This window comes from Streptomyces sp. NBC_00075 (assembly GCF_045041225.1).
Taxonomy (GTDB): Bacteria; Actinomycetota; Actinomycetes; order Streptomycetales; family Streptomycetaceae; genus Streptomyces; species Streptomyces adonidis.
Genome location: NZ_CP108243.1, coordinates 10922453 through 10934965, shown reverse-complemented (window position 1 = coordinate 10934965; position 12513 = coordinate 10922453). Strand labels below are relative to the sequence as shown.

10 protein-coding genes and 1 pseudogene are annotated in these 12513 nt (G+C 71.3%); 7 read left to right on the top strand and 4 right to left on the bottom strand.

Going from position 1 to position 12513, the window contains the following annotated elements; translation table 11 throughout:
* Positions 1-380 precede the first annotated feature (380 nt).
* Positions 381-1403, bottom strand: a complete 1023-nt coding sequence (gene gap, locus OG787_RS47995) for a type I glyceraldehyde-3-phosphate dehydrogenase (protein WP_369029697.1) — start codon at positions 1401-1403, stop codon at positions 381-383.
* A gap of 135 nt (positions 1404-1538) precedes the next feature.
* Positions 1539-2231 (bottom strand): response regulator, encoded by a 693-nt coding sequence (locus OG787_RS47990; protein WP_369029698.1) that lies wholly within the window; start codon positions 2229-2231, stop codon positions 1539-1541.
* 307 nt (positions 2232-2538) lie between these two features.
* Between OG787_RS47990 and OG787_RS47985 the strand changes: the two genes are divergently transcribed.
* From OG787_RS47985 to adhE, 6 genes are all read left to right on the top strand, one after another.
* Positions 2539-3411: a universal stress protein gene (locus OG787_RS47985; RefSeq protein ID WP_405539790.1), complete on the top strand. Its 873-nt coding sequence runs from the start codon at positions 2539-2541 to the stop codon at positions 3409-3411.
* A 127-nt stretch (positions 3412-3538) separates the two neighbouring features.
* Positions 3539-3916 (top strand): alcohol dehydrogenase catalytic domain-containing protein, encoded by a 378-nt coding sequence (locus tag OG787_RS47980; RefSeq protein WP_405539789.1) that lies wholly within the window; start codon positions 3539-3541, stop codon positions 3914-3916.
* Between the two features lie 116 nt (positions 3917-4032).
* Positions 4033-6717 (top strand): pyruvate, phosphate dikinase, encoded by a 2685-nt coding sequence (gene ppdK, locus OG787_RS47975; protein WP_405539787.1) that lies wholly within the window; start codon positions 4033-4035, stop codon positions 6715-6717.
* 327 nt (positions 6718-7044) lie between these two features.
* Positions 7045-7473: a hypothetical protein gene (locus OG787_RS47970; protein WP_405539785.1), complete on the top strand. Its 429-nt coding sequence runs from the start codon at positions 7045-7047 to the stop codon at positions 7471-7473.
* Positions 7474-8004: 531 nt separating this feature from the next.
* Positions 8005-8733 (top strand): CBS domain-containing protein, encoded by a 729-nt coding sequence (locus OG787_RS47965; protein ID WP_369029703.1) that lies wholly within the window; start codon positions 8005-8007, stop codon positions 8731-8733.
* 108 nt (positions 8734-8841) lie between these two features.
* Positions 8842-11517: a bifunctional acetaldehyde-CoA/alcohol dehydrogenase gene (gene adhE, locus OG787_RS47960; RefSeq protein ID WP_405539784.1), complete on the top strand. Its 2676-nt coding sequence runs from the start codon at positions 8842-8844 to the stop codon at positions 11515-11517.
* A 39-nt stretch (positions 11518-11556) separates the two neighbouring features.
* Here adhE and OG787_RS47955 read toward each other — a convergent pair.
* Positions 11557-11770, bottom strand: a pseudogene (locus tag OG787_RS47955) (hypothetical protein); the annotation flags it as partial.
* Positions 11771-11930: 160 nt separating this feature from the next.
* Between OG787_RS47955 and OG787_RS47950 the strand changes: the two are divergent.
* Positions 11931-12176 (top strand): hypothetical protein, encoded by a 246-nt coding sequence (locus OG787_RS47950; RefSeq protein WP_405539783.1) that lies wholly within the window; start codon positions 11931-11933, stop codon positions 12174-12176.
* Between the two features lie 11 nt (positions 12177-12187).
* On the opposite strand, the gene OG787_RS47945 is transcribed toward OG787_RS47950, so the two are convergent.
* Positions 12188-12424 carry a universal stress protein gene (locus OG787_RS47945; protein WP_405539782.1) on the bottom strand — a complete coding sequence of 79 codons (237 nt, stop codon included), beginning with the start codon at positions 12422-12424 and terminating at the stop codon, positions 12188-12190.
* Positions 12425-12513 lie beyond the last annotated feature (89 nt).

Genomic DNA, 12513 nt, shown 5'->3' with positions numbered 1-12513 from the left:
GTGCGGCAGCAGGCGTACGCGCCACCGAGCGCACTGACTCCGCACGCGTCGTCCCTCGTCGCGGGTTTCCTCCAGGTCCCTTGACACTCGGAGCGTCCAGCGGAACGGGGCGGAGCCCCATGGGCTGTGCGGGTCACAAGGCGGGCCGATCGGCCCTCGAAGGAAGGCCGGTTTTCCGGCGTGCCAGGTCCGGTCCCCGCCCACGGGCCACGCATCGGGACCACACGGCGCCGCGTGCGGCGACAGGGTGCAGGGTCCGAACGGCCCCTGCACCAGGGTTGCTTGTGACTCCGGCCCGGGCTCACGGGCGCCCCACCGAGCGCGGCGCCGGCTTCGGTGTCCGCCCCGACGGCCCCGTGCCGCCTCTCGGTCCGTCAGCTCTACGGGAGCCGGGCGGCGACGTACTCGGTGAGGTCGAGGAGCCGGTTGGTGTAGCCCCACTCGTTGTCGTACCAGCCGAAGACCTTGACCAGGTTTCCGTGGGCCTGGGTGAGCGGGGCGTCGAAGACGCAGGAGGCGGGGTCGCCGACGACGTCGCGCGAGACGATCGGGGCGTCGGACACCCGCAGGACGCCCTTCAGGGGCCCGGCTGCGGCCTCCAGGAACGCGGAGTTGATCTCGTCGACGGTCACCTCCCGGTCGAGCACGAGGGTCAGGTCGGTGAGGGAGCCGTCCTCGACGGGCACGCGCACGGCGATGCCGTCCAGGGTGCCGGACAGCTCCGGCAGGACGAGTCCGACCGCGCGGGCCGCTCCGGTGCTGGTCGGGATGATGTTCACCGCGGCGGTGCGGCCACGGCGCAGGTCCTTGTGGGGGCCGTCCAGGACCACCTGGTCGTTGGTGTAGCCATGGATGGTGGTCATCAGCCCCTTGTCGATACCGAATCGCTCGTCGAGCACTTTCACCATCGGAGCCACGCAGTTCGTGGTGCAGGAGGCGTTGGACACCACGTGGTCCCGGTCGGGGGCGTACGTTCCCTCGTTGACGCCCATGACGATCGTGGCGTCGACGTCCTTGCCCGGCACCGACAGCAGCACCTTGCGCGCGCCGGCCCTCAGGTGCTGTCCGGCGGCCTCGCGGGTGCGGAAGCGGCCGGTGGACTCGATGACGACGTCCACACCGAGTTCGCCCCAGGCCAGGGCGGCGGGGTCGCGTTCGGCGGTGACGGCGATGCGGTGCCCGTCCACGGTGATCGAGTCGTCGTCGTGCTCGACGGTGCGGCCGAGGCGGCCGTACGTCGAGTCGTACGCCAGGAGGTGGGCCAGGGCCGCCGGCGAAGTGATGTCGTTGACGGCCACCACCTCGACAGGCGTGCTCGCCCCGGCCTCCGCGCGCTCCAGCACGCAGCGCAGGTAGTTGCGGCCGATACGGCCGAAGCCGTTGATGCCCACGCGCACGCTCATGTCCGTTGTCCTCCCGATCGATCCGCTTCTGGTGTGTGCTGCCAGCCTGGTGGCAGGGGATCGGTTCGGGCTTGGGCCGACCGGGGACCAGGTGAGGGACGTTCGGCCCGGCGGACCTCCATGCTGTGCGGACTGTCAGGGCCCGTCGTGCTTGAGCCTCTCCTGGACCTGGGTGGCGATGACCGCGGCCTGGATGCGCCGCTCCACGCCGAGTTTCGCCAGCAGTCGGGAGATGTGGTTCTTCACGGTCTTCTCGGCGAGGAAGAGCCGCTGGCCGATCTGGCGGTTGGTCAGTCCCTCACCGATCAGGACGAGGATCTCCTGCTCCCGGCCGGTCAGGCCGGGCAGCGCGTCCGGCTCCTCCTCCTTCTGCTGATCGTTGCGCAGGCGGGCCAGCAGTCTCGTGGTGGCGCTCGGGTCGAGCAGGGACTGGCCCGTGGCGACCGTGCGTACGGCGGAGACCAGGTCCGATCCCTGGATCTGCTTGAGCACGTATCCGGAGGCTCCGGCCATGATCGAGTCGAGAAGTGCCTCCTCGTCGTCGAACGAGGTCAGCATCAGGCAGGCCAGTTCCGGCATGCGCGAGCGCAGGTCCCGGCACACGGAGATGCCGTCGCCGTCGGGGAGGCGGACATCGAGGACGGCGACGTCCGGGCGCAGGGCGGGGACGCGTGCCAGGGCCTGTTCGACGTTGGCCGCCTCGCCGACCACGGTGATGTCGGGTTCGTCGTTCAGCAGGTCGTGCACCCCTCGCCGTACGACCTCGTGGTCGTCCAGCAGGAAGACCCGAATCGGGGGCCTGGGGGTGGTCTGCTCACTGCCCGTCATCGACGGCTCCTGTCCTGCGTCGTCTGGTGTCGCGCGCCGGAATCCGCCCGGTGGGCGGGACCGGTCCCTCCGTGTGAGAGATCCTCCGTGATTCCGGGCCGAAGGGCCAGGGCCGGTCCGCCCCTTCCCCTCCTGCGGTGCCGAACGCCGTGCGGGACAGGGGGATGCGGCCCACAGGGCCGGTCAGTCCGGATCGGGACCATCGGCCCCTGGAGTCCGCGACCGCCCTGTCGAGAAGCTCAGGACAAGGGTCGGCGGAACCGTCCGCGGCCCGCTGGTCCCGTCACGGACACGGAGGTCCCTTCCCATGATTCGCCCCATCACCGTCGGCCTGGACGGTTCCCCCGAGAGCCTGGCCGCAGCCGACTGGGCGGCCCGCGAGGCACAGCGCCGCGAGCTGCCGCTGCATCTCGTGCACGCCTGGATCTGGCAGCCGCACGACGTACCCGCCGCCGAGGACATGGCCACGCAGAGGCGCTGGGCCCAGCGCGTTCTGCGGGATGCCGAGGAGGAACTGCGCGGTCGGCACCCGGAACTGACGGTCACCACCGAGCAGTTGTCCGACACCGCGTACGAGGTGCTGCTGGACCGGGCGGAGAAGTCGGACCTGCTGGTGCTGGGCTCCAGCGGTCACAGCGCCGTCGCCGGGTTCCTCCTCGGCTCCGTCGGCCAGCATGTCCTCGCCCGGGCGAAGAGCCCCGTGGTCATGGTGCGGCCGAACGCCCGCTCGGCCGCCGAACACGACGGAAGGGAGGTCGTGGTCGGACTCCAGGACCTCGGCGACCCGGCCGGACCGCTGCTGGAGTTCGCCTTCCGCGCGGCCGCCGCCCGCGGGGCCACACTGCACGCCGTGCACGCGCCGAGCCTGCCGCCGCTGTACGGATACGGCCCCGCGGTCGGGCTCCCTGCCGGCCGGGAGGACGGGGCCACGGAACAGGCGGAGAAGGCGCTGTCCCATGCCCTCAAGCCGTGGCGCGACAGGTACCCGCAGGTCCCGGTCGCCCGCACGGTCGATCTCGCCCGCGCGTCAGGCGTCGTTCTACAGGCCGCCGCCCAGGCCGGTCTCGTGGTGGTCGGCCGCAGGGTGCACCGGCCCGCTCTCGGTATGCGCATCGGGCCGGTCGCCCATGCCGTCCTGCACCACGCCGCCGCCCCGGTCGCCGTCGTCCCGCACGACTGAGGGCCGGTTTCCGCACGGCTCGAGGGCCGAGCGGCCCCACAGGCGGGGACGTCCAGGACCTGCCCGCCTCGCCAGGGCCCGTTCGACGCTGGAACCGCACCGATCAGACAGAACCGAGGAGTGTCACATGGAGGCAGCAGTCGTCCGGTCCTTCGGCCGGCCGCTGGTGATCGAGGAGCGCCCGGACCCCGAGCCCGGCCCCGGCCAGGTCCGGGTGCGGGTGGAGGCGTCCGGGCTGTGCCACACCGACATCCACGCCGCACACATGGTCGCCCTGCCGGCCGGCGGAACCGTCAGCGTGCCGATCTTCGACACCGTCCTGAACGGCACCTCCGTCATCGGCTCCGTCGTCGGCACCCGCCAGGACCTCGACGAGGTCTTCCAGCCGCACGCCACCGGACGCACCAAGGTGGTCTACGAGACCCGCCTGCTGGACTCGGTCGACGAGTCCAGCGCCCAGGTGCTGGACGGCCGGATCAAGGCACGCATCGTCTTCGAGATGTGAGACACCCGCCCTGTCCGCCGCACGCCGGGTCCCGAAGGGGACCACAGGCGGCGGGCGGGCCTCGTACGGCGGGTCCAACCGGACATCGTCGGATATCGGAAAGGAGAGCACACGTCATGGTCCGCTACGTGTACGAGTTCACCGAGGGCAGCCGGGACATGGCCGGCCTGCTCGGCGGCAAGGGCGCCAATCTGGCCGAGATGACCCGGATGGGCCTACCGGTGCCGCCCGGGTTCACCGTCTCCACGGAAGCGTGCCGTGCCTTCCTCGCCACGGGCGCCGAGCCACCCGGGCTGGCCCACGAGATCTCCGGCCACCTGACCGCCCTGGAGGAGGCCGCCGGGCGGCGGCTGGGGCAGGCGGAGGATCCGCTGCTGCTGTCCGTCCGCTCCGGCGCCCGTTTCTCCATGCCCGGCATGATGGACACGATCCTCGACATCGGTCTCAACGACGCGTCCGTGCTCGGCCTCGCGAAGACCTCCGGGAACGAGCGCTTCGCCTGGGATTCCTACCGCCGCCTCGTACAGATGTTCGGCAGCACCGTGATGGGCGTCGATCCGGCGCTGTTCGAGCAGGCCATGACGCTGCTCAAGGACCTGCGCGGCGCCCCGGACGATCTGCACCTGGACGCCGGCGACCTCGCCCAGCTGGTGGAGACGTACAAGGGCCTGATCAAGTACGAAACCGGGGAGGACTTCCCGCAGCTCCCCGCGGAGCAGCTGCGCCGGGCGGTTCTGGCGGTCTTCGAGTCGTGGAACGGCGAGCGCGCCCGGCTCTACCGCCGTCGCGAGCACATTCCGGACGACCTGGGCACCGCGGTCAACGTGCAGACCATGGTCTTCGGCAACCTCGGCGCCGACTCCGGCAGCGGCGTCGCCTTCACCCGCGACCCGGCCACCGGCGCCCGGGGCGTGTACGGCGACTACCTGTCCAACGCACAGGGCGAGGATGTCGTCGCCGGCATCCGCAACACCGTGCCGCTGGACGAACTGAGCCGTCTGAACCCGGCGGCGTTCACTCAACTGTGCGAACACATGGAGGCGTTGGAGGCCCATTACCGGGATCTGTGCGACATCGAGTTCACCATCGAACACGGCAGGCTGTGGATGCTACAGACCCGGGTCGGCAAGCGCACCGCCGAGGCCGCGTTCGCCCTCGCCGCCGAACTGGTCGACGAGGGGCTCATCAGCGCGGACGAAGGACTGGCCCGCGTCAGTGGGGACGGCCTCGCCCGGCTGATGTTCCCCCGCTTCGACACCTCGGCCTTCGGAGCCCCGCTCACCCACGGCATCCCGGCCTCACCGGGCGCCGCCGTCGGCGCCGCGGTGTTCGACTCCGCCGAGGCGGTCCGCCGTGCCGCCGCCGGGGAGAAGGTCGTCCTCGTACGGCAGGAGACCAACCCCGACGACCTGCCCGGCATGATCGCCGCCCAGGCGGTGCTGACCAGCCGCGGCGGAAAGACCAGCCATGCCGCGGTCGTCGCCCGCGGCATGGGCAAGGTCTGCGTGTGCGGTGCCGAGGAGATCACCGTGGATCCGCAGGGACGCCGCTTCACCGTGGGCGACACCACCGTCGAGGAGGGCGCGGTCATCTCCGTGGACGGCTCCGAAGGCACCGTCTATCCGGGCCCCGCTCCCCTGGTCGACTCCGCAGTGATGCGGTACTTCGAGACGGGCGAGCACTCCGCCGGCCTGGTCGACGCCGTCGCCCGGGCCATGCGACAGGCCGACGGTGTACGGCGGCTGGGTGTGCGGGCCAACGCGGACACGCCCGAGGACGCCGCCCGCGCACGCCGCTTCGGAGCCGAGGGCATCGGGCTGTGCCGCACCGAGCACATGTTCCTCGGCGACCGTCGGCAACTGGTCGAGGCGATGATCCTGGCCCGCACCGACGCCGAACGTGAACGGGCACTGGACTCGCTGCTGCCGCTCCAGCGGCAGGACTTCATCGGGATCCTGGAGGCGATGGACGGCCTGCCGGTCACCATCCGTCTGCTCGACCCGCCGCTCCACGAGTTCCTGCCCGACCGCACCGAACTCGCCGTACGGCTCGCCGCCGCCGAGGCACACGGCAACCCGCCCAGCGCGCACGACGCCGAGCTGCTGGAGGCCGTGAACCGCATGCACGAGGAGAACCCGATGCTCGGCCTGCGCGGTGTGCGTCTGGGCCTGGTGGCGCCTGGTCTGGTCGCCATGCAGGTACGGGCCATCGCGGAGGCGGTCGTCGAACGCAAGCGGGCGGGCGGCGACCCGCGGGCGGAGATCATGGTGCCGCTGATCGACACGGTCGAGGAGCTGCGGCTGGTCCGCGAAGAGGTGGAGCAAGTACTGGCCGAGGTTTCCAAGGCATCAGGTGTCCTCGTCGAGTGCCCGGTCGGCACGATGATCGAGCTGCCCCGAGCCGCCCTCACAGCGGGCCGGATCGCAGAGGAGGCCGAGTTCTTCTCCTTCGGCACCAACGACCTCACCCAGACCACCTGGGGCTTCTCCCGCGACGACGTCGAGGCTGCGTTCTTCTCCACCTACCTCGACAAGGGCATCTTCAAGGTGTCCCCGTTCGAGACGATCGACCGCGACGGCGTGGGCCGCCTGGTCGAGATCGCGGTCGCCGAGGGCCGCGCCGCACGCCCCGACCTGAAGATCGGCGTCTGCGGCGAGCACGGAGGCGACCCCGAATCCGTGCGCTTCTTCCATGGCACGGGCCTCGACTACGTCTCCTGCTCACCGTTCCGGGTCCCCGTCGCCCGCCTGGAAGCGGGCCGGGCCACGCTCACCGGGACGGAGGCCAGCGACAGCAGGTGACACCTCCCGGGAGGGCCGAAGCCGCAAGCCCGGTCTCGGCCCTCCGGGCAGGCCGCCGGTCAAGGTCTGCCGACAGGCCTGTCACCGGTATCGCCCGTCATCCGTGCCCCCGCGCGTTCGGGGTGCCGGTCCTCAAGGACTCGTCGTCTCCCGTCAGCGCAGCGAGACGACGAGTCGCCCCTGTGCGCGCCCGCCCCGCGAGCGGACCGGCCGTGATCACGACGGGACTCACGGCCCGTCCGCCGGGGCCGATCGGCCCTGGGACCGCGGCCGGTCCGGGCGAAAGGCTGGGGCCACTGAGAACGAGAACAAGAAGGAGTGGTCGGCATGACCGGCAAGGTCACTGGAACCCGTGATACCGCCGCCGTTGTCCTGGTACGGGCCGAAGGCGAGGTCGGCGAGGAAGCCCTCGCGTACGCCCGGACCAAGATCGGCGCTGTCGTGAACCGGCCGGGGCTGCCGGCGGTCACCGGCGAGGTGAGGATCGCCAAGGCCGCGGCCCATCACGCCGAGCACCCGTGGTCGGCCGTGGCCGACCTCCGGGTGGGCCGCACCGTCGTGGTCGTTCACGCGCGGGAGGCCACCAGCCAGGAAGTCACCGACCAGTTGCAGGACCGGCTGCGCCGTCAGGTGGAGCGAGCGGCCCACGGGGCCATCGACGCCCACCGGCCGGTCAGCCCGCCGTGGCGGGGCGGGCAGCCGACCGAAGGCCCCGCCGGACTCGACGCGGGACAGCGGGACACCGGCTCGGTGTGACCTGCCGGGCGGGGATCCAGGCAGCGCCAGGACCGCCCCACCGTTGGAACGGCGCCCCGGTCCCGACCACGGCGGCGGCGCACCGCGCCCGTACCTGCGGAACCACCGCGCTTCGCGTGGCTGCCGCCGCCCTCGTGCCCGTGGGCGAGGCGACTGTCCTTCCCCGCTCGACGCCGCGCTTCTCGTCGCCCCACGGCACGATGGGCCGACCGCCTGACCTGCTGTGCGGCGGTTCGGTGCCCCGATCCGGTGCGGCCGGGAAGAGGGCGGGTCGGCCCGGGACGAAGGACCGGTTGGCCCCTGCGCCGTCAGGCCGGCACGCGGGAGGCTGAAAGGGCATCGGGGGGACGGCCACCCGGGACCGTCCAACGGGACAGCAACGGTCGGACCGGCCGTACTCACCCCGCGAGTACCGGCCCCCGATGCCCACCCGCAGGAGCAGGAAGCCCCGCGGGGACCCGCCGGCCCGCAGGGGCCGTAGGCAATGGACCCGGTTGCGCTCCGTGCGCACCACCGGCGAAGGGAACTTCCATGAAGACCTCCAAAGTCGGCGAGGTGATGACGTCCGATGTCGTCGGAGCACGCCGGGAGACGCCGTTCAAGGATGTGGCGCAGCTGCTGGCCCGGCACCGGATCAGTGGCCTGCCGGTGGTGGACGCCGACGACAAGGTTCTCGGCGTGATCTCCGAGACGGACCTGATACGCCGGCAGGCGGCTCAGGCCGAACAGGGCCACCCGGGACGCCGGTTCCGGCTTCCGGCGCTGCGCCGGAAGGTGCGGTTCGCAGCCGCCAAGGCCCGTGCCATGACCGCCGGACAGCTGATGTCGACACCCGCGATCACCGTCCATCCGGAACAGCCCGTCGCGGACGCCGCACGGGTCATGGAGCGCCACCACATCGAACGGCTGCCGGTGGTGGACGAGGAGGACCGCCTGATCGGCATCGCCACCCGTCGCGACCTGTTGCGGGTCTTCCTGCGCACCGACGACGAGATCGGCCAGGAGATCATCGACGAGGTCCTGACGCGCTCCATGTGCCTGCCGCCCCACACGGTCATCGTCTCCGTCCACGACGGTACGGTCACTCTGGAGGGACGCCTGGAGCGCCGCAGCGACATCCCGCTGGTGGTCCAGCTGGTCTGGCGGGTGGACGGCGTGGTGGGCGTGATGAACAGCCTCACCTTCCGCATGGACGACACCCGCCCGCCCGAGAAGCACCCGTCGCGGCGGATCGCCCACCACTGGCTCCCCGAGCGTTAGTCCCTGGCGCCGCCGCGGCGCACAGTGCCGATCCCCCGCGATGCCCCTCCCGTACGGCAAGTCGCCGGTCTTCCGGCCCCTGACCTCGACAACGGAGGCACAATCCCCATGACCCGACAGGACGCCCGAACCCGAGCCGCCGCCCCTGACGGCGCGCCCTCCGAGACCGCCGTCGCGGTGGACCGACTGGTCACCAACGGGCTCAAGGCGCTCTCCGACTACGAGGCACTGACGCAGGAACAGATCGACCACATCGTGAAGAAGGCATCGGTCGCCGCCCTCGACCAGCACACCGCGTTGGCCCTGCTCGCCGTGGAGGAGACCGGCCGCGGCCTCTTCGAGGACAAGGCCGCCAAGAACATGTTCGCCTGCGAGCACGTCACGCACAGCATGGGCCCCATGAAGACCGTCGGCGTCATCGCCCGCGACGACATCGACGACATGATCGAGATCGCCGAACCGGTCGGCGTCGTGTGCGCGGTCACTCCCGTCACCAACCCGACCTCCACCACGATCTTCAAAGCGCTCATGGCGCTCAAGACCCGCAACCCCGTCGTTTTCGCCTTCCACCCCTCCGCCCAGCGGTGCAGTGCCGAGGCGGCCCGCATCGTGCGCGACGCGGCCGTCGCCGCGGGAGCCCCGAAGCACTGCGTGCAGTGGATCAAGTCACCGTCGATCGAGGCGACCGGTCAGCTGATGCACCACCCCGGGGTCTCGCTGATCCTGGCGACCGGCGGCAACGCGATGGTGAAGGCCGCGTACTCGGCGGGGAAGCCCGCACTCGGCGTCGGCGCGGGCAATGTCCCGGCGTACGTGCACAAGAGCGCCAAGCTGCGCCGGGCCGTCAACGACCTGGTGCTGTCCAAGTCGTTCGACAACGGCATGATCTGTGCCTCCGAGCAGGCCGTCATCCTGGACAGTGAGATCTACGACGCGGCCCTGGCCGAGTTCCGTACGCTGCACGCCCACCTGGCGACGGCCGAGGAGAAGGCGAAGCTGGAGGCGTTCCTCTTCCCGGCCGACAAGGCCGCGGGCAAGGGCTGCGAGCCCAAGGTCAACGCGGCGGCCGTCGGGCAGAGCCCGTCGTGGATCGCCGAACAGGCCGGCTTCAGCGTGCCGGAGGGCACCTCGATCATCCTCGTCGAGGCCGAACGGGTCGGCCCGCACGAGCCGTTGACCCGCGAGAAGCTCTGCCCGGTCCTCGCCGTGCTGCGAGCGGGCTCCGAGCAGCAGGGCTTCGACCTGGCCGCCGACATGGTGGCGTTCCACGGCCAGGGCCACACCGCTGTCGTCCACACCGGGGACGAGGCGCTGGCCGAGGCGTACGGCACCCGTATGAAGGCAGTACGGGTCATCGTCAACGCGCCCTCCTCGCAGGGTGCCATCGGCGGCATCTACAACAGTCTGCTGCCGTCACTGACGCTCGGCTGCGGCTCCTGGGGAAGCACGTCGGTGTCGAACAACGTCTCGGCCGCCCAGCTGCTGAACATCAAGCGGGTCACCACCCGCCACAACAACCTGCAGTGGTTCAAGGTCCCGCCGAAGATCTACTTCGAGCCGGGATCCATCCGGTACCTCACCTCGATGCCGGACGTGCACCGTGTCACCGTCGTCACCGACGCGACCATGACCCGCCTCGGATTCGTGGACCGGATCGAGCGTGTGCTGCGGCGACGCCGTGAGCCGGTCACCATCCAGGTCATCGACAACGTCGAACCCGAGCCGAGCATCGACTCCGTCCGGCGCGGCGCCCGCCTCATGGGCGACTTCCGCCCCGACACCGTCATCGCTCTCGGTGGCGGCTCCCCCATGGACGCGGCCAAGGTCATGTGGCTGCTGTACGAGCAGCAGGCCGAGGGCAAGGACGTCGACTTCGCCGACATGCGGCACAAGTTCTCCGACATCCGCAAGAGGGCCTTCCGCTTCCCCGTCCTGGGCAGGCTGGCCCGTCTGGTGTGCATCCCCACCACCTCCGGCACAGGCGCGGAGGTCACCCCGTTCGCCGTCATCTCCGACCCCGCCACCGGAAAGAAGTACCCACTGGCCGACTACTCGCTCACCCCGAGCGTCGCCATCGTCGACCCGCTGCTCACCGCCGACCTGCCCCCGGCTCTCGCGGCGGACAGCGGCTTCGACGCCCTCACACACGCCATCGAGGCGTATGTGTCCGTGTACGCGAACGACTTCACCGACGGACCCGCCCTGCACGCCATCAGGCTCATATTCGACAACCTGGACGCCGCGGTGAACGACCGCGCGGGCAGTGTCGAGGCGCAGGAGAGGATTCACAACGCCGGCACCATCGCCGGTATGGCCTTCGGCAACGCCTTCCTCGGCATCGTCCACGCCATGTCCCACACTCTCGGCGCCACCTTCCGCATCGCCCACGGACGTACCAACGCCGTGCTCCTGCCGCACGTCATCCGCTACAACGGCACCGTCCCCACGAAGCTGACCGGCTGGCCCAAGTACGAGAGCTACCGCGCCCCCGAACGCTTCCAGGACATCGCCCGCACCCTCGGCCTGCCCGCCGCCACCCCCGCCGAGAGCGTCGAGTCCCTCGCCGCCGCGGTGGAACGGCTGCGGACCGCCGTCGGCATCGAGCCCTCCTTCCAGGCCCTCGGCGTCGACGAACGCGCCTTCCTCGACGCCCTGCCCCGACAGGCCCTCAACGCCTTCGAGGACCAGTGCGCGCCGGCCAATCCACGCATGCCGATGCTCGACGACATGCAGCAGCTCATGAAGGCGGCCTACTACGGCCCCGCCGACGTGCCTGGCGAGTAGGAGCGGTCGTCGGGCGGCTGCCTGGGCGGGCATCCCGAACGGCAGCCGCGCCCAGACCCTGCCCAGGCCCCAGGTGGCGCCGGCTCCCGCGAGGGCGAGGGCGACAAGGACGACGGCGCAGATCAGGTGGTGGTCGATGAACTGATTCATCGACATGCTCGCCACACCCTCGGACAGGTGCTCGGCGGGCCGACCACTCCGCGATCCACATCAGCGCCGTCGTCGCGGTCCCGGCGACGGCCGCGAGCCGCAGGCCGGGACGAGCGTCATGACAGTCCACAACCACCGGCAACGGCAACGGCACTCGGGATTCCACCTCCCGTCCCTGCGCAGGACCCGGGCGGCGGCACCGGAGTCCGCCGACCCGGGCTTGTCGCGGGCATGGGCGAGGGCGGTTCGGGGGTGATGTGCCGGTGGGTCCGGGAGTGCAGGACGCGCAGTCGGGCGCCGCGACGCTCCGTCTTGCGGAAGGCGTACGCAGCCACGTCCGCGTCGGTGTCGTCGGCCAGGCCCGGCCGCACTCCGCCGCCGTCCCCGCACGGGTGATCACCGCGTACGACCGGCAGCGGACCGGGCGCGTCCACGGCCGGACGCCGGCTCACCGAACCGAGCAGCGGACCGGGCGGGCCCGCCCGGTCCGCGGGCGCCGACGACAGTGAGCGCGGCGCCGTCACTCGCTCGCGCCGGCGCCTCCACAGCGCCGCCCTGCGCGGCGGACACCACCACCGGCAGGGCCGGGGTGACGCTGTCGGACCGTGGAAGCGGCCGATGCCAGGACGGGTCCCGCCTCGTCGTGGTCGGACCCGGCGTACACGACGTGGAGCGCGACACCACGCCGCGCCGCCTCGTCCGAGGCCTGGTCCAACGCCCGTACGGCGACCGGTGAGCCGTCCACTCCGACGGCCACGCAGCGGAGCGTCCTGGTGCTCTTCCCTACTGTTCCGTGTTCGGGTGCCGGATGTCCGGCGGAAGAGGACCGAGAACGGTGGCGAGCCG